Genomic DNA, 20,392 nt, shown 5'->3' with positions numbered 1-20,392 from the left:
CGGTCAAAAGGCCGTCTCTACTATCATACCATACTTCTTCCATCAGGGACTAATTCGCTCATAAAAATACGGCTCGATTCGAATGGGAAATGTACTGCTTACAAAAGACTGGATATCCGAAGGGTCGGTCAAAGGTTTGTCATGTCCTGCGAGATTTCCAGTTGTCGATTGTATGGCAATCAATAATCTCGATTCTTTCGGTGGATCCGTCTCCTCCAACAAGCGAAAGTACACGGGCCCGACATTGTCTGCATAGGTACGCAAGTCGTATGTCAAACGGTAAAAATCTTGATAGACGGTGTTTAACTCTACTTTTTCGGCAGGCTTCACCACAAAATCGACATAAATCGATGGGTTTTCCCATTTTATACGCTTAATTTTATAATGTGTCGACATCCTTGTAAACAAATCAAGCGCATTTTGCTCGCTTAAGTGAATGGCACGTGCCGACTGAAATGTCGGTATATCCGCTTGCATCCACTGATTTGTGGGAACGAGCGATAGCATTAGAGCCAAGAAAGTGGAAACAGCAATCGCCATCAACAATTGGCGCGGCATAGACATCCCTCCTCTCCTCCATTGTACAAACAAAAAAAGCAGGCTATGCCTGCTTCTTAGCAAAACGACTTGCTCTTTATTCGGTCGTATCCACGACGCCATGCTGCGAGTAAATCACTGCTTTTCCTCGCACCTTAATCGCAGAGGTGTGCTCCGTAAATTGAAAAATCATGACTTCGCCTTTATCGAGCTTCTCTGTATGATGAAAACGCGTATCAGTGCCTCTTGTTAAACCGATTACATGAACGCCATTTTCCTTCGCTTTGACTACGAAATAATCCTGATTAAATCCCGATGGTTGTGCCAATGTGTTTCCTCCTGACCAATACGGTATGCGAGTACGTCTAGTATGATGCCCCTTCTGACCCCAGTCGGCTCATGATCTTGTCTACATAGCGCTGTGTCTCTTGCGGCAATTGGTCAAACTTCGCTTCTAGCTCGTCATCACTGCTGATTCCCAGACGACTCATCCGACCTGGACCAGCATTGTAAGCAGCAAGTGCTACTTTCACATCTCCATCATAACGATCCAAAAGCGACTTCAAATATTTTGTTCCACCTTCAAGGTTTTCATCAGGGTCGTATACATTGCGGACTTGCATGGCTTTTGCCGTATTGTCCATCAGCTGCATCAAGCCCTTCGCCCCTGCGTGAGATTCTACATTCGGATTGAAATTGGATTCGGCCCTGACGACCTCTCTCACCAGATCAGCGTCCACTCCGATCGCTTTCGCTGTCTCATCAATCTTGTCCAAGATTTCCGGGGTAGGAACAGATGGCCCTTTTGCAAAAGACAGGAACTGCTCATTTTGAATATGGGTAGGAATCTTCCAGTTCCTAGAACCATCTAACTTGGCCAAAATCTCCTGCGAACTGATAACCCGCTGGCCGGTTGTTGCTAACTGGGACTGCAGGATGTCCGAGAAGAGCCCCTCGTCTCCATACGAAAGCGAAGAGGCGTCATAGGTTTGCGGCAATGTTTGCAAATATGGTTGAAGTGATACAGGCACCTTCATAGCTTTGAACAACCCTTCCCTAGCTTGTCTACCTATCATTATAAAAAAGAAAGATCAGGAAGCCAATAGCAAAATGGCACTACTTGGGAGAGTAGCAATTTTACATAAAAAAGAAGCCTTTACTCAAGGCTTCTGATCGTTATATGCAGATGGTCGGAATGCAGGGATTCGAACCCTGGACCTCACCCACCCCAAGGGTGCGCGCTACCGGGCTGCGCCACATCCCGACTGTACATCCGTACTATACAATATTTTACCTATAGAGTCAATATAATTTCCTTATTCTTGCATTTTTATCAACGAATCAAGCTAAATACTTCGGCACGGGCTGCCGCATCTTTCTCAAACATCCCACGAACAGCAGAAGTGATCGTTTTCGAGCCTGGCTTTTTCACACCACGCATCGTCATGCACATATGCTCTGCTTCTACAACCACGACCACGCCATGTGGATCGAGCTTGCGCATAATCGCGTCAGCTACTGTTGCGGTAATTCGTTCTTGCAACTGCGGACGTTTTGCTACGGTATCAACCGCACGCGCCAGCTTGCTCAGTCCTACTACGCGGCCTCCACGTGGTACGTAAGCGACATGCGCTTTTCCGAAGAAGGGAACCAAGTGATGCTCACACATGGAATAAAACGGAATGTCCTTCACTAGAACCATTTCCTCATGATCTTCGCTAAAGACAGTCTCGAAATACTGCTCTTCGTCTATATGCATGCCCTCAAATACTTCGGCATACATTTTCGCAACTCGCTTAGGGGTATCCAGCACTCCTTCACGATTAGGATCATCCCCGACTGCCTCTAGGATCATGCGAACAGCTTGCTGTATTTTATCTAAGTCGACGTTCATCATTGTACCTCCTACGTAACGGCATACGCCTTGTTTCTCATCACTAAGGTCTGCCTGCTCCAAATCAGTGCCAGACTTAGTACCTGCTCGCGATCAAAGCCAATCTTACCATATCGTTTAAAAAAAGACAAAAAGATATACCAGAATTTTCATAGGCAAACTGTATGTACACAGAAAAAAACCCACATTTTATCAATGTGGATTTTTTTATGTAAGTGCTTCGTTCTCAAAAGAAACAACTACTTGATGGAGTCTTTGAGTTGTTTACCTGGTTTAAACGCAGGTACTTTGCTGGAAGCGATTTCGATCTCTTCACCAGTTTGTGGGTTACGACCTTTACGAGCCGCACGTTCACGAACTTCGAAGTTACCAAAGCCGATCAGTTGGACTTTATCACCAGTTTTCAATGCATCTGCAATTGCGTCAAGAACTGCATCAACTGCTTTTGTTGCATCTTTCTTGGTGAGTTCTGTGGTTTCAGCCACTTTTGCAATCAGTTCTGTTTTGTTCATTTTATTCACCTCCCCTCAAAGAACACCAAGTCCTAGCTATTATTTTTCTTAACCGAAACGAAGCGTTTTATACACGAATGGTTGTTTTTACCGATCTGACAAGCTTATAGTAATACACCGATTTCTTAAATTCAAGCCCCTCCTGTCGAAATTGAACGAAATACAAGAAAAAAAGGCATCTCGTCATGTCAGATGCCTTCCTTACATTTGTTATTTATAGGCCTTTGGAACTATTTGTTAGAGTATGATCGCTATCAGGCCACCCGATCCCTCGTTGATGATTCGACCCAATGTTTCCTGTAATTTGTATCTGGCGTTGTCTGGCATCATGGTAATTTTTGCCTGAATACCCTCTCTTACGATGGAATGGAGCGAGCGTCCAAAAATATCGGAGTTCCAGATGGAAAGCGGGTCTTTGTCAAAATCTTGCATCAGATAGCGGACAAGTTCCTCACTCTGCTTCTCTGTTCCGATAATCGGAGCGAATTCAGACTCGACGTCCACCCGAATCATGTGAATAGACGGTGCTGTTGCTTTGAGTCTGACTCCAAAGCGCGGTCCCTGGCGGATTAGTTCAGGTTCGTCCAAGGTCATTTCATGCAACGACGGGGCTGCTATACCGTAGCCCGTACTTCGGACCATGTGCAATGCTTCCGCTACCTGATCAAACTCGCGCTTGGCATGTGCGAATTCCTGCATGATTTTCAGCAAATGATCCTTACCATTTATCTCTACACCGACAATTTCCATCAAGATGCGGTCATACAGTTCATCTGGCGCGTAGAGGTCAATCTCTGCGATCCCTTGCCCCATGTGCATACCAGCAAGGGAGGCTTTCTCTACGAAGTCATAGTCATTGAAGAAGCCGACGACACGGTCCACATCGCGTAACCGGCGGATGTCCTGCACGGTCTCACGTACAGCTTCCTCGTAGTTCTGACGTAGCCAGTGCCCGTTTTCCAGCACCATTACCCAGCTCGGCAGATTGACATTTACTTCATGAACTGGGAATTCAAACAGGACTTCTCTCATGAGGAGCAAGATTTCCTGCTCTGTCATATGATCAACCGACAAGGCCACGACTGGTACATCGTATTTTTCCTGGAGCTGTACACGAAGGTTTTGTGCTTCGTCGGAGCGCGGACGCGTCGAGTTCACAACGATCACGAACGGTTTTCCGACTTCCTTCAGCTCGTTTACAACCCGCTCCTCTGCATCGATGTATCCTACACGCGGTATTTCCGCGATGCTGCCATCCGTTGTCACAACGATCCCGATGGTTGAGTGTTCCTGGATAACCTTGCGTGTCCCGACTTCAGCCGCTTCCTCAAATGGTACAGGCTCTTCATACCAAGGTGTATTTACCATTCTTGGGCCATTGTCGTCTTCAAAGCCCTTTGCCCCTTGCACCGTATAGCCAACGCAGTCAACGAGGCGGACATTGATGCTGAGTCCTTCTGTCACATGTACGTTAACAGCCTGATTCGGAACAAACTTGGGTTCGGTTGTCATGATTGTTCGTCCTGAAGCACTCTGCGGCAACTCGTCTGTCGCTCGTATCCGCTCCGCTTCTGAGTTGATATTCGGGATGACAACTTGCTCCATAAACCGCTTGATAAAGGTCGACTTTCCCGTACGAACAGGGCCCACCACTCCGAGGTAGATGTCTCCGCCCGTCCGTTCGGCAATGTCTTTAAAGATGTCGACTCGTTCCACCATCGATGACCTCCTTCTATTTGTCTATTTTTACACTATGACCGATTTTCCGAATTATCCCTGACCGCCAGTATTTTCGTAGGGAATCTCGTACTAGTTTTGTGGACAGTACAAATATATGTATTTTTGCGTTAACTAGAACCAAAAAAAACGACCCTGATCAGAGTCGTTTTTCGTAAAGTTAATTTAGTTTGAGAAGCTTCGGTTCACCATCGACCATTTCATATGGAAACGATTTCGCGGGCACGAACATGGAATTGCGCGCCAGCACGTATCTCGGGTCTGTTTTTTCCGGCACGGTTACTTTTGTATCCCGAAGCAATTGCGCGATATCCGTAGCATAATCAATCCCGACTTGTCCTTCCGCATTCATGACCAGTGGCAATAAGTAACTCCCCATCGTGGACGGCACCTGCCACGCTTTTAAGCCGAGCCGCTCATGATCGATGGAATAGTATCCATTCCCCAGATCAGCGAGTACAGGCAGCTTTTCGAAATGTCCCTTGTAACGGTCTACTTCGCTCTGTACATCCGCTACTGTACTGACAGCGGTCAAATGAATGAGCTTCACTGCCGGCTTTGTATCCACGTCAATCAGCACGTACTTGTATACGCCGCCTTTTTCAAATGCGTTCCCAGGCACATCCGGCATGTATTTAGGGATCATCTTGCGGAAATCAATCTCGTATTTTTCAAAAATAGGAGTATCGAGGGGTTTCGTTACGATTGGCAACACTGCTGTGTCTTTTTGGAATTGCTCAATCGCTTTTTGTGTTGCTTCTACAAAAAAGGTACTAGGAATTTGATTCTCTGCTCTGCGCTCATCCGGATACAAGCATCCAGATAAAAGGGAAGACAGAATCGTCAAACTGATCACAAGCTTGAACGATTTTCGCCACGATTGCCACATCTTATGTATACACCTCTTACATTCCATCTTCATTTTCATTGCGTTGTCGCTCGAGTGCAGCCGCTACCACTGATTTCAGCTTGCTTTCTGGAATCTTGACCGTACAATCCTTTTCCGTCGTTTTTGCCTGACAGGCCAAACGAATCCCATTCGCCAGATCCTTTTCAGGCAGCTTGCGCTTTTCCAGCGCCGTTGGCGGGCATAGCAGGCCATTCTCAACGACCACGCGGCACATCAGACAAGATGCGTGTCCACCGCATCTCTGCGGGATTACGACGCGAGCTGACGAAGCTACACTGACCAAGGTTTGCCCTGTCCGCGCCTTCACACTCTTCTTGCTCGGGAGAAAGGTTACTTTCCCCATATTGTCACTTCCTTTACTAGTACGGCCGATGAGCTACCTTGACTGTTCCTGATGAAACAATCTTCGTCTGGCAGCCTAATCTGTAGCCTTCTGCGCGTTCAGCCTTGCGCAATCGCAGTTTTTCTTCTGGTGTCACTTCGTTTAAGTGCTCTGCCCCTTCCACAACATGTGTACGGCATTGTGCACATACCCCTCTTTGGCATGCATGGCCCCACACGATGTTGTTCTTTTTCGCAAGAGCAACAATGGATTGATCCAACTCGATCGAGACTTCATGACTGCCTGCACGAGTAAGTAGTGTGATCGTTGACATCGATAATCCTCCCTAGACAAAAATCACAATCAAAATCATGACAAGCACGACGAGTAATAGTAAGAATGCGAAGGTCTTCACAAGGAACCGCAAAAACCCATTGGTTATTTTTCTGGCAAAGATCATAACTAAATTGCAGACGAACATGAGTCCAATGGCGATTAAGGAAATGTTCATCTTTGTCATAGGATCAATATACATCGGGACTGCAGCATCCTTTGCATTTTTTGCTTTATTATACCATAAATCCCCCTCTTCGTCTGACGCTTGCGAACCTAATACTAGACATTCGCATAGACTATCGTGATGAATTCGCCCATTGGAGGGATGAAACGTTGAGTAATAAAGTAAATAATCGAAAATGGCGGAATCCATACGCGCCTATACCCAGCAAAAAATTAAGCGACCAAGTCGAAAATGTCTCCCTTTCCATTTCACCGAAAAGAATCCTGCCCGCAGTTGATTTGCGCACCTCTGTTACGAAAATGCGCCATAACATCAAAGGGATCGGCAGCACGATTCGGCAGGTAGAAGACACGATGGATTCGTTATACGGGGCGATGGAGATGATGGAGAACCTCGGAAAACGCACACCTGAGCCTGAGGTCGTTGCCGAAAAGCCTGCTGCTGCTGGCAAACGCAAAGCTGCTCCAGAGCCACAAAAGGCAGCAGAAACACCACCGCAGGAATCAGGCTTAGGCTTAGGCTTAGGCAACCTTTTGGCCAATATAGATATCGGGCAATTACTGGGTCTCCTGCAATCCCCTTTGGTCCAGAACTTGATTACACAGGTAAGCAGCAGCTCCAAGGAACGAAAAAAAGAGGGATAAGATCCCTCTTTTTTTCTTGCAATCTGTAGGTCAGCCATGTCCCTGTAGAGCCATGATTGTTCCTAGTCTTACTGTATGACGGTTTTTGTTGCAGGTAACGGGCATAATCGCCCATTTCTCTCATTTGAGCAGCTTGGTCAAGGTGGACATGTCACCCAGATTGATTTCCTGATTGCGAAACATCTCAATGACCTTATCCTCCTTTTCAGGAGTTAGTTGCTTGCCACTAAGGGTAGCGAGTGTGCGAATGATTTGACGCAGCTTGGTCTCGTCTTCAAAGTCACTGCGCTTGACCTGACCAGCTAGAGAGCGAAGCTTTTCTTCATCGACATTTTCCGTTGCTTTCCCTTGCAAACGCTCAAAAAGTCGTTTCGACATATTATTCATGTGAAATCTCCTCCTGCACATGGGCTTTCACCCTATCGTATGTGCAGAAGCCTAAATCGGTGATACTTCATTCATGACTTATTCCGCATCGGGATTGAGGTACGCCATTTCAAAGGTCTTTCCGCGCCCCATCAGTTCTTCCACGCCTTGACGAGCTTCTTTTCCTTCAAACAGCATGCCATACAGAACAGAAGTGATTGGCATTTCAACTTGCTCGCGTTGCGATAAGGAAAAGGCTGCATTCGTCGTACGAACGCCTTCGACGACCATACCCATCTGTGCCAGGACGTCATCGAGTTTTTTTCCTTGTCCGAGCATATAACCTGCACGCCAGTTTCGGCTGTGTTTACTTGTACATGTGGCAATCAAATCACCAACACCAGCCAGACCTGAAAACGTAAGCGGCTTAGCACCAAGCTTAATGCCCATACGGCTAATTTCCGCCAAGCCACGTGTCAACAAGGCCGCTTTTGCATTGTCTCCGTACCCTAAGCCATCAGACATCCCTGCACCAAGTGCAATGATGTTCTTCAACGCTCCGGCAATCTCAGCGCCAATCAAATCCGGGTTGGTATACACACGAAAATTCGTATTCATCAGCAAATCCTGAGAGCGGAGCATGCTTTCTTCCGATTCAGACGCCATCACAATTGTCGTTGGTTGCCGTTTGACTACTTCCTCGGCATGGCTCGGTCCTGACAACACAGCTAATCTGGACGCAATCTCACCTGGCACCTCTTCCGCAATGACTTCTGACATTCGCTTTAGACTTTCCAGTTCAAAGCCCTTGGTCGCGTGGATCAAAAGTACATCCGGTTCTAAGTACGGAGCCACTTGCTGACAAATTTGGCGCATGGCATGGGAAGGAACAACAAGAAGAACAATACGTTTGCCAATTACCGCCTCTTGAATGTTGGTTGTCGCCACAATGTTTGCTGAAAGCGTTTCTCCCGGTAGGTACTTTTCATTCACATGCTTGCTGTTTATTTCTTCTGCCAGCTTGGTATCCCGTACCCAAAGCGTAACCTGATGCCCGTTGTCCGCCAAGACTGTAGCAAGTGCCGTTCCCCAGCTTCCGGCCCCAATCACCGTAACATTTTGAATCAATACGTCCCCCTCCACTTTTCTCATGTCCGTTCGTACATTATCCCAGCTTCCGGTTGGACTTATCTCCTAGTCTCCGTTCGTTTCCTGAAAGAAGATTGCGGATATTATTATAATGACGAATGTAAGCAAAGATTGCGATCGCCAAGCTCGCCCAAATAAAGGAAACAGGTTTGTCCAACAAGTAAAGGGTAAATGGAATAACCGTTACGATAACCAATGATCCTAATGAAACAAAGCGAGTGATCGCAATGACTAAGACAGCCAACACGGCAGCGATCAAAAATGCCAAGGGAGAAAAACCTAACACGACACCTAGCGTGGTCGCAATGCCTTTCCCTCCGCGGAATCCAAAAAAGATCGGCCAATTGTGACCAGCGATAACAAACAAGCCTGCCACTGCATACGCTGCCGGGTCCCCTGTCAACAGGTGAGTCAGTCCCATCGCAGCTATTCCTTTTACTGCATCAAGAAGGAGAACGGCAATGCCGGGGCCTTTTCCTAACACCCGGAGGGTATTAGTTGCACCGGCATTTCCGCTGCCATGAGAACGTATGTCAATTCCTGCGACTTTTTTGGCGATAAGATAGCTAAAGCTAATAGAACCGATTAAATAGCTAAGCACCCAGGATAATAACACCATGGCGTTTTTCTCTCCCTACGTTTTTTTCCGCGTCCAGATTCGTACTGGCGTGCCTTCAAACACAAATGCTTCGCGGATTTTGTTCTCTATGTAACGTTCATAGGAGAAGTGCATCAGTTCTGGATCGTTAACAAACAGAATGAACGTCGGTGGTTTCACCGTCGCTTGAGTCGTATAGTTGATTTTCAAGCGCTTTCCACGATCAGACGGTGGTGGGGTACGAATTGTCGCATCCGTTACCAAATCATTAAGGACAGAGGTAGGAACTCGCATCGCATGTGCTTGAGAAACCTCATTGACCTTTGGAAGAATCGTGTGAACACGTTGTTTTGATTTCGCAGAAACATACAGGATCGGTGCGTAATGCAGATATTTGAACTCTTCGCGGATCAACTCAGTGAAGCGTTGCATCGTTTTGTCATCTTTTTCGACAGCATCCCATTTGTTGACGATAATGATTACACCACGACCAGCCTCATGTGCATAACCTGCGATCTTCTTGTCCTGCTCGATTATGCCCTCTTCACCGTCAATGACAACAAGAACAACATCCGAATCTTCAATGGAACGCATCGCGCGCATTACACTATATTTTTCCGTTGTTTCATACACCTTACCGCGCTTGCGCATACCTGCCGTATCCACGAGAATGTAGCTTTGGTTGTCGCGTTCAAACGGCGTATCGATCGCATCACGGGTCGTTCCGGCAACATCACTCACAATGACTCGCTCTTCACCGAGAAGCGCATTCGTCAAGGAAGACTTCCCGACGTTTGGACGACCGATGATGGATACACGAATGACATCGTCTCTTTTCTCTTCGTCATCCTCAGCAGGGAAATGCTGAACCACGTCTTCCAGCATATCGCCCAAGCCTAGACCATGGCTACCCGAGACAGGGAATGGCTCGCCCAAGCCCAAGGAATAAAAGTCGTAAATATCCGCACGCATTTCCGGATTGTCCGCTTTGTTCACCGCGAGAACAACAGGTTTTCCTGTCCGATTCAGCATCCGTGACAGTTCAACGTCCGCATCTGTCACACCTGTGCGGCTATCTGCAATCATAATAATGACATCTGCTTCATCAATCGCGAGCTCTGCCTGGTAACGCATCTGTGTAAGAATCTCGTCGGTCTCGCCAAACTCAATTCCACCGGTATCAATCACATGGAAAGTATGGGTTAGCCATTCACCTTTCCCGTACAGGCGGTCACGGGTTACTCCCGGCATATCCTCCACGATCGCAACTCGTTGGCCAATCAATCTGTTAAAAATCGTGGACTTCCCCACGTTGGGTCTCCCCACAATGGCTACCACTGGTAATCCCATAATCAACAACACTCTCTCTCATTTTACGTTTTGACTAGCTAATCATACCATACACTACTTATGCCGAACAATGATAAGGGTATCGTCGCTCACTTCATGCACCATCGCGTCCAGTATCTTTTCCAAAGTAAAAGCGGTTTTCTGCATCTTCTCCGTAGTAGACTCGATAAAAATCGGGACACCACCCGCAATCCTGTCTCTGTTCGTCGTAATCACCGCCAAGATTAATCCTGTCATGACCTACAGCTCCTTTTTCACGATTCTAGTCTTCGTTGGCATTCGGAAGACGCTTTCGAGAATCGGGACTGCACGAATGACGGACGTTGCGCGTTCCACATCTTTTTCTTGCGGCAATAAAAATACACCCAGTCTCCCTGACTGTATATCACGTTTTACCAACGGTGTTAGCGATGGCTCTCCCGTATCTGTATATACACCGAGCTGCGTCGCGACATCGTGCAGAATCGCTTGCCGTTGTCCTGGGTGGGCAATCGTGACCTTGGCATTGGCATCCCTCGGTGTCAGAATATAACCCACACCTTGCTCACGTATAATCTCTTGGGCATCTGCCAGCCCGACGTTCATGATGTAAATGTCGTTCACATACAAGTCTCTTCCTTCCATTCTCACTTCGCCCGGCTCGATCTCTGCAATCAGCGACAGTGTTTTTCCAGAACGCAGCTTGCGAGAGATCATCAAGGCAATTACACCTGCAATGACACCCCCCCACCAATGAAAAAGGATGGTAGCCGTCGTTGTCACCAAAGAGGTAAACATGACCATGTAATTGCGTCCTTCAAACACCATTGCGATTCCTTCGATATAGGGTCCACCACGGGGCACCAGCTCTTGCTTATCGATCTCCGTGAGCGTAGTGCGTTCCATGTTTCTGACATCGCGGAATTGCTGAGCAGCCACCGTCAAAAATGTGACTGCCGTGTAATTCTCCTTGAGCAGGGCGGGAATCGCTAACGCTCCGAGCGCGGATGCGATCACCCCAAGTGAAACGTGAATAATTTTTCCGTGGGGATAGGTTGGATATTGTCGATAATCTGTTCGCAAAAGATGAATCCGGCACATAATCCCGAATAGGAAGCCCAGAACTAAAGGAAAAACATATTCATAAGCTAGCAATTCCTTGAACACCCTAGCGTCACCTGCCCGTATCGGAATGGGAAGACTCTGTTTCTGTTCTACCAAGGATACGACGAATCGCAGACCAGACTATGCTGACGAGAGCCCATAGTGATATGCCACTCCACAGCAGATCTTGCGCATACTCCGATCCCCAATGACAGGAACCCGACAATTTCCAAAAATATAGCGAATGTATTGCATCTGCGAGTGGCATGGCGAGCGTAAGCTGAAACAGCTGTCCTAGATTCGTTCTGCTCATCAAAAAAATCGTACTAACTCCAACAGCGGGTACGATGATCCTCTCATCCCAAAACAGCAAGATCGGATCGGTAAAAAACAGCCAGCGCAGCCAAAATAGCAAAAGGGCCGTTGCCAGCGCACTCAGCAAGTACAATCTGCGTATTTTGGACATGAGCTTGGTGTAAAGGACAATGCTTGCGATCAGTGGCAATATCGTTCCACTTAGACTAACTTGAATGGGGGCAAAATAGATTTCCCAGTTAACAAACGTACAAATTAAAAACGCACTGATCACTGCGAGCACTCGTCTGCGTTCCATCTTCATGTTTCGCAGCTGCAAGTCAAAGCTTCCCATCCAGACCAGACACAGCAAAGACCACTGGATGAGGATCGCAACGGTTCCCTCGTTCATGTTCATCTCCTCAAAATGATGGTTGTCTCCCCAAAAGTATGCCTCAACCAAGGAAATTTCATGAATCGAATGCTCGTCCACTAACTAACGTTGTGCCAGTCTCTCCAATTGCATGTGACGAAGCCTAGCTCTCTCCGCTGTTTCTCCCGTGATCATAACAGGAGTACAAACCGCGTCTGCCAGACCTTTCATTCCTAGTGCCGTCATCGCCACTCGAATTTGATGATGCCATCTGTCGACGGTAGACAAGCATTCTTCCAGAGATTCGCGTTGAACCAGACGCAGCATTGCCCCCGCCATCCCGACAGCGGACGCGCCTAAAGAAGCGGCTTTGACTACATCGAGTCCATGACGAACACCGCCTGTTGCTATGTACGACATTCCCGGATGACCGACAGCATTCGCTTCCAGCAAGCTCTCCACCGTCGTGAATCCCCAATCCTCAAACATGGCGTGAGGATGTTCACTTCGCATATTTTCGACTTGAGCAAAATTTGTTCCGCCTCTTCCACCCACATCGATTGATCTGATCCCGATTTCTATGAGCTTCTCGATTGATTCCTTCGCCACGCCAAAACCGACTTCTTTGACAATAACCGGCACATCCAGACTCTCGCTGATCGCTTGAATCCGCTCGAGATAGCCGCGAAAATCACGATCTCCCTCAGGCATCAACAGTTCTTGCATAACATTCAGATGGATTTGCAGTCCGTTCGCTTCTATCATCTCCACTGCTGCTGTTGCCTGCTCCACTGTCGCCTCTGCCCCAACATTTGCAAACAAGATCCCCTGTGGATGTTCCCTTCTGACAATCCGATAGCTATCCGTAACATCTGGATCACGCAGAGCGGCCATTTGTGAGCCAACAGCCATAGCCAGATTGCGTTCCCTCGCAATGATCGCCAGTTTTTGATTGATCTGCGTAGTCCCACCAGCTCCACCCGTCATCGCATTAATCATAATCGGCGAGGAGAGTCGCAAGGATGCGATCTCGGTGTCCAGTGAGGTTTCAGCAAACGCTGTATTCGGCAAGCTGTTCGGAACAAAGCTAACATCATCAAAGCTATTCGCACCGTCTTCCCCAGTGACAAGAGCATTTCGAATATGGTCCAGTTTTCTAATCGAACGACGATCCATTGTACCCCTCCTAGACTTTCACTCCCAGAAAAAAGGGATACGCCAGAGCGTATCCCCATGAATCCTACTTTTTATCTTACTTGAACTTGTCTTTCAGATCACCGAACAACTCGCCCAATGTCACGCCCATTGGTTGGTTGTTTTCTTGCGTGAATTGTTGCTGTTCACGTTTGCTCGCACGTTCTGCCTGCTCCACACGGTCTTCTTCTACTGCACGGATACTGAGGCTAATGCGCTGTTCTTGTGGAACAACATCCAAAACTTTCACCTGTACTTCTTGGCCCTCTTTCAACACCTCACTCGGTGTATTCACACGGCGATTTGCAATTTGGGAGATGTGTACGAGGCCTTCGATTCCAGGAGCCAGCTCAATAAATGCCCCGAAGGATACCAAACGTTTTACCGTTCCATTCAAAATAGAGCCCGCTTTGAAATCTTCTGCAACGTTCGCCCATGGACCTGCTTGCGTATCCTTAATGCTAAGGCCAATGCGCTCGTTTTCACGGTCAATTTTGAGGACCTTCACTTGTACCTTGTCGCCTTCCTTCACGACATCGGACGGCTTATCTACACGGTTCCAAGCAAGTTCAGATACGTGAACCAATCCATCAACACCACCGATATCCACGAAAACACCGAAATCAGTCATGCGCTGAACCGTTCCTTCCAATACTTGACCCACTTGGATTTTATCCATAATGGATTGCTTTTGCACTTTTACTTCGTCTTCCAATACCGCTTTGTGGGACAGGATAACTTTATTCTTTTCCTTATCCATTTCTACTACTTTCAAAGCCAATGTTTTGCCTTTGTAATCGGAGAAATCTTCAACGAAATGACGCTCAACCATGGAAGCCGGAATGAAGCCGCGAACGCCTACATCAACAACGAGTCCGCCCTTCACTACTTCTTTCACAGTCGCTTCGATGATTTCACCCGCTTGCATTTTTTGCTCAAGATCTGACCAAGAGGATTCCATCGCTACGGCTTTCTTGGAAACAACGAGTTCTTCTTTCTCGTCGTTTAGCTTGATGACTTTCACTTCGAAAGTATCACCAACCGCTACTACATCAGATACCTTTTCAACATGCAGTGGAGACAGTTCGCTGATAGGAATCAGACCATCGTACTTGTAGCCTAGATCTACAAGCGCTTGTTTGTCCTCAACTTTTGTTACGGTTGCTTTTACGACATCTCCTACGGAAATGGTTGTTGCATCCGTCAAGCTTACGTTCGTTTCTTCCATCATTCAAAAGACCTCCTTAATACCATCCAGTCCCAAACGTCTATGTACAGGTTGTTTACAACCTCACTACATGAAGCGGGAGCATGTATATTTTTAACTGTCGCCTGATGGCTGGCAGTTAGTACTGATGAAGCCAGTAAGTTCCAGCAGATTTAGTATTCGTCCCTTTAGCAATTCTATACGGTTTGCTAAGAGAGATGCTGGTTCCGTAATTGCTTGATGTGCTCCATAATCAGATCGCTCGTTTCCTTCAACGTGTCAGCGCTTGATTTGGCCTCGCGCAGACGAGTCAGATCGATCGGTTTACCGTAAACGATCTTAATGGAACGAAACGGTCGATATGGCCCGATAATGGCTACCGGAATGACCGCGGCTTCTGACTTGAGAGCGAACATCGCCACACCCGGCATCGCCTCCCCTGGTTCCCCTGTTTTGCTGCGGGTTCCCTCAGGAAAGATTCCAAAGATTTTTCCATCTTCCAGCAATTTGAGAGTCGTACGAATGGCCGCACGATCTCCTGCACCCCGTTTGACCGGAAATGCACCGAATTTGGTAATGAGAAAGGATAAGACCGGAATTTTGAAAAGCTCTTCTTTGGCCATGAAATGAACCTGACGCTCGATGCCACTCCCGAGAAGGGGTGGGTCCCACAAAGAAATGTGGTTGGCACAAAGGATCACTGGGCCTTCCTTAGGTATATGTTCACGCCCGATCACTTGCCAACGATAGACAAGCGAAAAAATTATGCGAAAAAAACCTCTGAATAAACGATAGTAACTCAATGGGTTGACTCTCCCGTTCGCTCGCAGATTTGCAAGATGCGATCGACTACCTGATCAATGGTCATTCCTGTTGTGTCTACCAAAACGGCATCTTCCGCCTGGCGCAACGGTGCGACTTCTCTCTGCATGTCCCGTCGATCTCGCTCTTCGATTTCTTTTTCCAGCTCAGCCAAGTCTGTCTGGGTACCTTTTGCGAGTAGTTCCTTCCAGCGGCGTTCTGCACGCTCTTGGATGGAGGCCGTCAGAAATATCTTTACATCTGCATCAGGCAAAACATGAGTACCGATATCTCTGCCATCCATGACGACATTGCCTTGAGTCGCCAATCGTCGCTGGAGCACAAGCATTTGTTCACGTACGGAACCGTAGCTCGCTACAATGGAGGCGTACTGGCTCACTTCTGTGGAACGTATCCAGCTTGTGACATCGATTTCATTCCAGTATACATGTTGCTGTCCGTTTTCCCGAACCAGTTGAATCTTGTTTTTTTGCAAAAGTTCGGAAACTGCAGACTCATCGTTGATAGGGAGCTGATGATGGTGGACTGCCCAAGCAAGGGCACGATACATGGCACCCGTGTCAATGTACACGTATTCCAGTTGTCCCGCTACTTTTTGGGCGACAGTGCTTTTGCCTGCTCCCGCTGGTCCATCAATGGCAATGTTCATTACTTCTCACCTGCTATGTACGTTAGTTCGGATGGGAATAAAACAAGAAAAGCTTCTGTCGAAGCCCTTTCCCATTCTTTGTGTGATGAAAAACGATATTGCGTTTTTCGAATTTGGCTGTGACCACTAGCGGTCTACAAAAAACGATCCAAGACCGTTTTCTATGTTATCTATAATAGTACCATAGTATGGAAGCATGCGCAAACCTTTAGGGCTCTCTGGACACGCCTTCCAAGCGCTCTGTTTCGATTAATACTAGTCTTGCGGGTACGTACTGAATGAGGACTTCGCCTATAGTCAGTACAATCGCACATACGACAATTCCAATCATGATGCCTTTTTCTACCCGTTTGGAAAAGCTGCAAAAACGATCGTTGTACTGGCTGGTCAATAGGGTCACTTCCTCTGATGAAGCGTCAATCCACAACGCCTTTTTTGCGAAGCTCTAGCTGTCTCTCGTAACACGCTCTAACCACTTTTGCCCGATCTTGCTCACTGATTTGGGTGAACTTACCCGAAATCCATTGGTGCAAACCTTTTTCTTCCGCCGGTTTTTGTCTGACGATTTCCATCTCCACAAAAGCATGTTGAACCTGTCCATTTTTGTTTGGAAGAGAAATCCAGACGTGCAAGTTGTCTTTTTCTTTCAAATGATAGCTTTCCTCACAGCTAAAAGACAGCCCACCACCGCTGATATCCAGCGTTCGTGCCAGAAAATGATAGCGTCGAATCGGATCATCCAGTTTGACTGCGATGTCTACCGTGGTGTCAATTCTCAAGTAGTTTCGTCGCTGTGTGCGCACAATTTCCTCTTTGGCCGGCAGTTGCAAAAGCAGAACAGGAATGTGATTGTTTTGCCTGCCGACAATTGCAGAGCGGAATTCATAGCGTGAGCCATCCTCGCCAACATACCAAACCAAGCATTCTGTCCCTGGTTGAAATATCCCCGTCCGTCCAGTGTTTTCGCTGGTTGGCAACTCGATGGAAGCTACATCATCCTTCAAATCAGCCACACGGCTTTTGAAAGTTTGCAGCTCCGTTTCTTCTGAGGAACTCGTGAAGTTTAGTCTTATTGTTTGTCCTATTCGTGGAAGCATCATACAGTAAATGTTCCTCTCCTTCCCTATCACCCTTTCCATTATATACACTATTGTTTCGAATCAGCAAATAGGGAAAGCCGCTAAAAAACTAGCTTTCCCCATGTTTTTTTAAACACTATTGTCCTTCGTTCTGTCCTGATCCCGTTTCCATTTTCACAACTTCTTCTTCTTCTCCATTCATGGCGTTGATGTAGACCATGTACGAATTTCCTTCAAAGCTGCCTGTCATTTCCCACGTTAGTACTTCTTTTCCATCGTTTTTCCCTTCGATGAGGGCAAGGCGCTGATCCGTCACTTTTACGCTCGGATTGACTTTTTTCCTTGCTTCTTCTTTCGAGAGACGGGGCTCGGAGAGAATTCTCTTTTTGTGATTAAACAGATACTCCGTTGAGTTATAAGCAGTAACCTCTCCGTTGTCCAACGCAATCTCGACGACCACCCCGTCCGGATAAATTCTGACGCCATCCTGAACTGGCACAAACGTAAAGAGTGCGTTGCGATCGTAGCTGTCAATCTCGGAGACCTGCATATTGTCAAATCCATGGTTGCGCAAGAACACTCGTCCTTTTTCTTCCGCCTGCTTCATGTCCAGCTTTTCCTCGCCAACCCCACGCTCGTTCATCATCCAAACCACTTTACCGCCGCGTTTGGTGACATCGAGGTTAATGCCTGTCTTGTGTCCATTTGGCGTGACACGTACGCTATAAGCCGAGTATTCCTGCCCCTTGCCGTTCTCGTTTACTTCTACTTTCGCATCTCCTGGCTTCAACCCGAGAAACGCCAGTGCATTCTTCTCTGCTTCCTCTTTGGTGGATGCTTTGCCATCAATCCCTTTGATTCGCTGCTGCTTTTTCTTATCGAGACTCTGTATACCGACGCCCCAGTCTAAATCAGGGTATTCCTGCACTTTTTTCTCAATGGTTTGGAATCCATCGATGATGCTATTGTCCTCTTTGTTTTTATTGGTGGCCAATGCCGTCTCGACATCCATCCACCTCAATTGTTTGTCCATCGCGAGGGTTTGTACCTTGCGCAGATCATCCTGGATATCCTTTGCTTGGGTGTGCAGGCTCTTCAATGTCTTGTATTCACTCTGACTCAATGGCTGCTTGTCCAAGTCACGCACAGCGACACGATAGGAAAAATCTGCGACCCTCGACAGCATTTCTTCGGTTTTGCTAAACGCCATCATGGTCAGTGGGAGTTGTCCGACATCCGCTTGTGCCGCATAGGAAAGCCGCCAAACATTCGTCAAAATTGGTGTCATTTGTCTGCGCGAGTTGACCACCAGCGATTTGCCAAGCTCATCGTGCAGCTTGTCCACATGATAAGTGAGATCGTGAAAAGCTCGTTGGTATGAGTTTTCTGCTTTGATCAGGACCGAGTTCTTTTCATTGTGCTCCTGATATCCCCACACGCCAGCGCCGATTAAGGCAACTAGGGCAATGGGAAATAACACGCGTGCTGTTGCTCCATATACCATCCCTTGCCACTCCTCCTTTGGTTACGCATCCATCATCTGCAGAAGATGTGTTTCCCGATCTTTTTGACCTGCGGCCTGGTCCAAATCCAACCGGATGTTGCTGTATCCGGATTAAAATAGTACGTACATCCTCCCGACGGGTCCCAGCCATTTAGTGCATTCTTTACTGCTTTCGTTGCGCTTTCATTCGGTGTAAGCCATATTTGACCATCAGCAACTGCTGTAAAAGCGCGTGGTTCGAATATCACAGCAGAGGGCGTATCAGGAAACGAAGGGCTCTTGACGCGGTTCAAAATAACGGCTGCGACAGCTACTTGCCCTTCAAACGGCTCCCCTCTTGACTCCCCGTAAACAGCATTCGCCATGATTTTCAAATCATTGTCAGAGACCCGTGAAGGATGAAAGCTGGCTTTGGTTTTGGCCGTTTGTTTCTTTTCAGCAGGTGCAGCCATCTGCTCTTCTTGTACGGCAGCTACATTCTTTTCCTTCCAGACAACCTTGTATCCACTCAAGCCCGCTGCTACCAACATCACCAACACACCTGCGATCCAGATTGTACGCACGGCTGAATCCTCCTTGGCATGTATTGAAATCTTTGCATAGTGTTGGTGGAGGAAGAATGGATTATGCATGTAAATCTGGATATAGAAAAAGACCGACGCTATTTGCATCGGCCCACCTAGATTTGTCACGCTTTTTCAGTTGGGAAAGGAAAAGATCAGGACTCGTCAATCCGAAAATGCTTATCGTTGTCACACAGGCATTGCTTGAACCCTGTTTCTATTTGCCCTCCAGGTTCTCGATGACCACGCAGTGTAAACTTTTCTCCACATACATTGCATAGAATTGTCACTTTTGCTCGTTCGGTTTTTAGCACGCACGTCTCCTCCTTACCGTCTATTGTGGACGTGAAGAGAGATTTTTAGAACCGAAATCGTGTGCTCTTTGTACCTTTTTTAAGCCCTGCCACCACAATACGAGCATGAATGGCACAATCACTACCAACCAGTTTTGCACTGCCAAAAAGATCACGTTGTACAGGGCATGCAAGCCGATCGGCAAGGTAATCGACATCCATAAAAAAAGCCGCTCATGTTTGGCGTCCTTGGAAAACTTGGCCCGTCCGAGATAATAGCCCATCCACACCGCAAACAACGCATGGCTGGATACCGGTAGAAAGGCACGCCAGATGGCGATATTCATTCCGTTGATAACAAGGTAGAACAAATTCTCCAACGTAGCAAAACCAAGTGACACCGCAACTGCATAAACAATTCCATCGTATGGCTCATCAAATTCCAAATGTTTATAAACCGTAAAATAGATGACCATCCATTTAAAAAATTCTTCTACGACAGCGGATTGGAAAACTTCCGCGACAATGCCATCCCGCCAGTTCCATTCATTCTGCATGATGTACTGGAGCACCATAATCGGTACGACCAGCAGCATACCAAAGATAAACGACCGGATCACCATCGAAATCGGTTCCGGTTCGAGACTGTCACGCAGGTAAAAGTAACTTAAGATGGCGATACCGGGGGCAACTGCCGCGCCGATCAAAGCAATCATCTTTTATTACTCCTTTACACAAGACTATTGTTCATCGTACCATGAATACTGGTTGATGAAAACCCGCTACAGGAGA

Annotated in this window: 28 protein-coding genes and 1 tRNA gene; 1 reads left to right on the top strand and 28 read right to left on the bottom strand. The window is 47.2% G+C overall.

What is annotated here, in order from left to right:
- Positions 1 to 42: 42 nt before the first annotated feature.
- From ACM6JA_RS14390 to ACM6JA_RS14340, 11 genes are all read right to left on the bottom strand, one after another.
- Positions 43 to 558, bottom strand: a complete 516-nt coding sequence (locus ACM6JA_RS14390) for a hypothetical protein (protein ID WP_414852814.1) — start codon at positions 556 to 558, stop codon at positions 43 to 45.
- Between the two features lie 76 nt (positions 559 to 634).
- A complete protein-coding gene (mtrB, locus tag ACM6JA_RS14385; protein WP_007716531.1) occupies positions 635 to 865 on the bottom strand; it encodes a trp RNA-binding attenuation protein MtrB in 231 nt (76 codons plus the stop codon).
- 37 nt (positions 866 to 902) lie between these two features.
- The gene (locus ACM6JA_RS14380; RefSeq protein WP_414852813.1) at positions 903 to 1,613 is read right to left on the bottom strand and encodes a lytic transglycosylase domain-containing protein; all 711 of its coding nucleotides are present in this window, start codon (positions 1,611 to 1,613) and stop codon (positions 903 to 905) included.
- Between the two features lie 111 nt (positions 1,614 to 1,724).
- A tRNA-Pro gene (locus ACM6JA_RS14375) sits at positions 1,725 to 1,801 on the bottom strand.
- Positions 1,802 to 1,870: 69 nt separating this feature from the next.
- The gene (folE, locus tag ACM6JA_RS14370; RefSeq protein ID WP_173629482.1) at positions 1,871 to 2,434 is read right to left on the bottom strand and encodes a GTP cyclohydrolase I FolE; all 564 of its coding nucleotides are present in this window, start codon (positions 2,432 to 2,434) and stop codon (positions 1,871 to 1,873) included.
- A gap of 236 nt (positions 2,435 to 2,670) precedes the next feature.
- Positions 2,671 to 2,943 carry an HU family DNA-binding protein gene (locus ACM6JA_RS14365; RefSeq protein WP_005831316.1) on the bottom strand — a complete coding sequence of 91 codons (273 nt, stop codon included), beginning with the start codon at positions 2,941 to 2,943 and terminating at the stop codon, positions 2,671 to 2,673.
- A 237-nt stretch (positions 2,944 to 3,180) separates the two neighbouring features.
- Positions 3,181 to 4,659 carry a stage IV sporulation protein A gene (gene spoIVA / locus ACM6JA_RS14360; protein WP_039960052.1) on the bottom strand — a complete coding sequence of 493 codons (1,479 nt, stop codon included), beginning with the start codon at positions 4,657 to 4,659 and terminating at the stop codon, positions 3,181 to 3,183.
- Positions 4,660 to 4,840: 181 nt separating this feature from the next.
- Positions 4,841 to 5,569, bottom strand: coding sequence for a hypothetical protein (locus ACM6JA_RS14355; protein ID WP_414852812.1), 729 nt, complete (start codon positions 5,567 to 5,569; stop codon positions 4,841 to 4,843).
- A gap of 16 nt (positions 5,570 to 5,585) precedes the next feature.
- Positions 5,586 to 5,933, bottom strand: a complete 348-nt coding sequence (locus ACM6JA_RS14350) for a 2Fe-2S iron-sulfur cluster-binding protein (protein WP_007716509.1) — start codon at positions 5,931 to 5,933, stop codon at positions 5,586 to 5,588.
- A 16-nt stretch (positions 5,934 to 5,949) separates the two neighbouring features.
- The gene (locus ACM6JA_RS14345) at positions 5,950 to 6,246 is read right to left on the bottom strand and encodes a 2Fe-2S iron-sulfur cluster-binding protein (protein WP_007716508.1); all 297 of its coding nucleotides are present in this window, start codon (positions 6,244 to 6,246) and stop codon (positions 5,950 to 5,952) included.
- 12 nt (positions 6,247 to 6,258) lie between these two features.
- Positions 6,259 to 6,432: a DUF2768 family protein gene (locus tag ACM6JA_RS14340; RefSeq protein ID WP_414852811.1), complete on the bottom strand. Its 174-nt coding sequence runs from the start codon at positions 6,430 to 6,432 to the stop codon at positions 6,259 to 6,261.
- A gap of 149 nt (positions 6,433 to 6,581) precedes the next feature.
- Here ACM6JA_RS14340 and ACM6JA_RS14335 point away from each other — a divergent pair, with 149 nt between their 5' ends.
- The gene (locus tag ACM6JA_RS14335; RefSeq protein WP_414852810.1) at positions 6,582 to 7,076 is read left to right on the top strand and encodes a hypothetical protein; all 495 of its coding nucleotides are present in this window, start codon (positions 6,582 to 6,584) and stop codon (positions 7,074 to 7,076) included.
- Between the two features lie 120 nt (positions 7,077 to 7,196).
- Here ACM6JA_RS14335 and ACM6JA_RS14330 read toward each other — a convergent pair whose 3' ends face one another.
- The 17 genes from ACM6JA_RS14330 to prsW all read right to left on the bottom strand — a co-directional run bounded on the left by ACM6JA_RS14330 (position 7,197) and on the right by prsW (position 20,316).
- Positions 7,197 to 7,463, bottom strand: a complete 267-nt coding sequence (locus ACM6JA_RS14330) for a stage VI sporulation protein F (RefSeq protein WP_007716506.1) — start codon at positions 7,461 to 7,463, stop codon at positions 7,197 to 7,199.
- A 78-nt stretch (positions 7,464 to 7,541) separates the two neighbouring features.
- Positions 7,542 to 8,594 (bottom strand): NAD(P)H-dependent glycerol-3-phosphate dehydrogenase, encoded by a 1,053-nt coding sequence (locus ACM6JA_RS14325; protein WP_087348356.1) that lies wholly within the window; start codon positions 8,592 to 8,594, stop codon positions 7,542 to 7,544.
- Between the two features lie 13 nt (positions 8,595 to 8,607).
- Complete coding sequence (plsY, locus tag ACM6JA_RS14320) at positions 8,608 to 9,210, bottom strand: glycerol-3-phosphate 1-O-acyltransferase PlsY (RefSeq protein WP_087348358.1); 603 nt, start codon at positions 9,208 to 9,210, stop codon at positions 8,608 to 8,610.
- 15 nt (positions 9,211 to 9,225) lie between these two features.
- Complete coding sequence (der, locus tag ACM6JA_RS14315) at positions 9,226 to 10,539, bottom strand: ribosome biogenesis GTPase Der (protein WP_414853129.1); 1,314 nt, start codon at positions 10,537 to 10,539, stop codon at positions 9,226 to 9,228.
- Positions 10,540 to 10,593: 54 nt separating this feature from the next.
- Positions 10,594 to 10,776: a capping complex subunit for YIEGIA gene (locus ACM6JA_RS14310; RefSeq protein WP_414852809.1), complete on the bottom strand. Its 183-nt coding sequence runs from the start codon at positions 10,774 to 10,776 to the stop codon at positions 10,594 to 10,596.
- A gap of 3 nt (positions 10,777 to 10,779) precedes the next feature.
- Positions 10,780 to 11,685 carry a YIEGIA family protein gene (locus tag ACM6JA_RS14305; RefSeq protein WP_414852808.1) on the bottom strand — a complete coding sequence of 302 codons (906 nt, stop codon included), beginning with the start codon at positions 11,683 to 11,685 and terminating at the stop codon, positions 10,780 to 10,782.
- 7 nt (positions 11,686 to 11,692) lie between these two features.
- Positions 11,693 to 12,328 carry a hypothetical protein gene (locus ACM6JA_RS14300; protein ID WP_392429478.1) on the bottom strand — a complete coding sequence of 212 codons (636 nt, stop codon included), beginning with the start codon at positions 12,326 to 12,328 and terminating at the stop codon, positions 11,693 to 11,695.
- An 84-nt stretch (positions 12,329 to 12,412) separates the two neighbouring features.
- Complete coding sequence (fni, locus tag ACM6JA_RS14295; protein WP_414852806.1) at positions 12,413 to 13,465, bottom strand: type 2 isopentenyl-diphosphate Delta-isomerase; 1,053 nt, start codon at positions 13,463 to 13,465, stop codon at positions 12,413 to 12,415.
- A gap of 76 nt (positions 13,466 to 13,541) precedes the next feature.
- On the bottom strand, positions 13,542 to 14,714 hold the full coding sequence (gene rpsA / locus ACM6JA_RS14290; protein WP_007716490.1) for a 30S ribosomal protein S1: 1,173 nt from the start codon (positions 14,712 to 14,714) through the stop codon (positions 13,542 to 13,544).
- A 185-nt stretch (positions 14,715 to 14,899) separates the two neighbouring features.
- A complete protein-coding gene (locus tag ACM6JA_RS14285) occupies positions 14,900 to 15,493 on the bottom strand; it encodes a lysophospholipid acyltransferase family protein (protein WP_414852805.1) in 594 nt (197 codons plus the stop codon).
- On the bottom strand, positions 15,490 to 16,161 hold the full coding sequence (gene cmk / locus ACM6JA_RS14280; RefSeq protein ID WP_007716486.1) for a (d)CMP kinase: 672 nt from the start codon (positions 16,159 to 16,161) through the stop codon (positions 15,490 to 15,492). Before cmk ends, ACM6JA_RS14285 begins: the two co-directional genes overlap by 4 nt.
- Positions 16,162 to 16,369: 208 nt before the next feature.
- Positions 16,370 to 16,561 carry a hypothetical protein gene (locus ACM6JA_RS14275; RefSeq protein ID WP_390230320.1) on the bottom strand — a complete coding sequence of 64 codons (192 nt, stop codon included), beginning with the start codon at positions 16,559 to 16,561 and terminating at the stop codon, positions 16,370 to 16,372.
- Positions 16,562 to 16,577: 16 nt separating this feature from the next.
- Positions 16,578 to 17,258 carry a flagellar brake protein gene (locus ACM6JA_RS14270; protein ID WP_414852804.1) on the bottom strand — a complete coding sequence of 227 codons (681 nt, stop codon included), beginning with the start codon at positions 17,256 to 17,258 and terminating at the stop codon, positions 16,578 to 16,580.
- Between the two features lie 118 nt (positions 17,259 to 17,376).
- The gene (ypeB, locus tag ACM6JA_RS14265) at positions 17,377 to 18,744 is read right to left on the bottom strand and encodes a germination protein YpeB (protein ID WP_414852803.1); all 1,368 of its coding nucleotides are present in this window, start codon (positions 18,742 to 18,744) and stop codon (positions 17,377 to 17,379) included.
- Positions 18,745 to 18,776: 32 nt separating this feature from the next.
- Positions 18,777 to 19,436, bottom strand: coding sequence for a cell wall hydrolase (locus ACM6JA_RS14260; protein ID WP_414852802.1), 660 nt, complete (start codon positions 19,434 to 19,436; stop codon positions 18,777 to 18,779).
- A gap of 26 nt (positions 19,437 to 19,462) precedes the next feature.
- A complete protein-coding gene (locus ACM6JA_RS14255) occupies positions 19,463 to 19,621 on the bottom strand; it encodes a hypothetical protein (RefSeq protein WP_414852801.1) in 159 nt (52 codons plus the stop codon).
- Positions 19,622 to 19,641: 20 nt separating this feature from the next.
- The gene (gene prsW / locus ACM6JA_RS14250) at positions 19,642 to 20,316 is read right to left on the bottom strand and encodes a glutamic-type intramembrane protease PrsW (RefSeq protein ID WP_414852800.1); all 675 of its coding nucleotides are present in this window, start codon (positions 20,314 to 20,316) and stop codon (positions 19,642 to 19,644) included.
- Positions 20,317 to 20,392 lie beyond the last annotated feature (76 nt).

The organism is Brevibacillus sp. IT-7CA2 (genome assembly GCF_949767855.1).
Classification (GTDB): Bacteria; Bacillota; Bacilli; order Brevibacillales; family Brevibacillaceae; genus Brevibacillus.
This window is presented reverse-complemented; position numbering and strand designations above follow the sequence as displayed.

What these genes read in the sequence shown, in the direction of transcription:
- ACM6JA_RS14390 (WP_414852814.1), bottom strand. Translation starts at nt 558, where the DNA reads ATGCCGCGCCAATTGTTGATGGCGATTGCTGTTTCCACTTTCTTGGCT.
- ACM6JA_RS14380 (WP_414852813.1), bottom strand. Translation starts at nt 1,613, where the DNA reads ATGATAGGTAGACAAGCTAGGGAAGGGTTGTTCAAAGCTATGAAGGTG.
- folE (WP_173629482.1), bottom strand. Translation starts at nt 2,434, where the DNA reads ATGATGAACGTCGACTTAGATAAAATACAGCAAGCTGTTCGCATGATC.
- ACM6JA_RS14365 (WP_005831316.1), bottom strand. Translation starts at nt 2,943, where the DNA reads ATGAACAAAACAGAACTGATTGCAAAAGTGGCTGAAACCACAGAACTC.
- ACM6JA_RS14355 (WP_414852812.1), bottom strand. Translation starts at nt 5,569, where the DNA reads ATGTGGCAATCGTGGCGAAAATCGTTCAAGCTTGTGATCAGTTTGACG.
- ACM6JA_RS14350 (WP_007716509.1), bottom strand. Translation starts at nt 5,933, where the DNA reads ATGGGGAAAGTAACCTTTCTCCCGAGCAAGAAGAGTGTGAAGGCGCGG.
- ACM6JA_RS14345 (WP_007716508.1), bottom strand. Translation starts at nt 6,246, where the DNA reads ATGTCAACGATCACACTACTTACTCGTGCAGGCAGTCATGAAGTCTCG.
- ACM6JA_RS14340 (WP_414852811.1), bottom strand. Translation starts at nt 6,432, where the DNA reads ATGACAAAGATGAACATTTCCTTAATCGCCATTGGACTCATGTTCGTC.
- ACM6JA_RS14330 (WP_007716506.1), bottom strand. Translation starts at nt 7,463, where the DNA reads ATGAATAATATGTCGAAACGACTTTTTGAGCGTTTGCAAGGGAAAGCA.
- ACM6JA_RS14325 (WP_087348356.1), bottom strand. Translation starts at nt 8,594, where the DNA reads ATGAGAAAAGTGGAGGGGGACGTATTGATTCAAAATGTTACGGTGATT.
- plsY (WP_087348358.1), bottom strand. Translation starts at nt 9,210, where the DNA reads ATGGTGTTATTATCCTGGGTGCTTAGCTATTTAATCGGTTCTATTAGC.
- der (WP_414853129.1), bottom strand. Translation starts at nt 10,539, where the DNA reads ATGGGATTACCAGTGGTAGCCATTGTGGGGAGACCCAACGTGGGGAAG.
- ACM6JA_RS14310 (WP_414852809.1), bottom strand. Translation starts at nt 10,776, where the DNA reads ATGACAGGATTAATCTTGGCGGTGATTACGACGAACAGAGACAGGATT.
- ACM6JA_RS14300 (WP_392429478.1), bottom strand. Translation starts at nt 12,328, where the DNA reads ATGAACGAGGGAACCGTTGCGATCCTCATCCAGTGGTCTTTGCTGTGT.
- fni (WP_414852806.1), bottom strand. Translation starts at nt 13,465, where the DNA reads ATGGATCGTCGTTCGATTAGAAAACTGGACCATATTCGAAATGCTCTT.
- rpsA (WP_007716490.1), bottom strand. Translation starts at nt 14,714, where the DNA reads ATGATGGAAGAAACGAACGTAAGCTTGACGGATGCAACAACCATTTCC.
- cmk (WP_007716486.1), bottom strand. Translation starts at nt 16,161, where the DNA reads ATGAACATTGCCATTGATGGACCAGCGGGAGCAGGCAAAAGCACTGTC.
- ACM6JA_RS14270 (WP_414852804.1), bottom strand. Translation starts at nt 17,258, where the DNA reads ATGCTTCCACGAATAGGACAAACAATAAGACTAAACTTCACGAGTTCC.
- ypeB (WP_414852803.1), bottom strand. Translation starts at nt 18,744, where the DNA reads ATGGTATATGGAGCAACAGCACGCGTGTTATTTCCCATTGCCCTAGTT.
- prsW (WP_414852800.1), bottom strand. Translation starts at nt 20,316, where the DNA reads ATGATTGCTTTGATCGGCGCGGCAGTTGCCCCCGGTATCGCCATCTTA.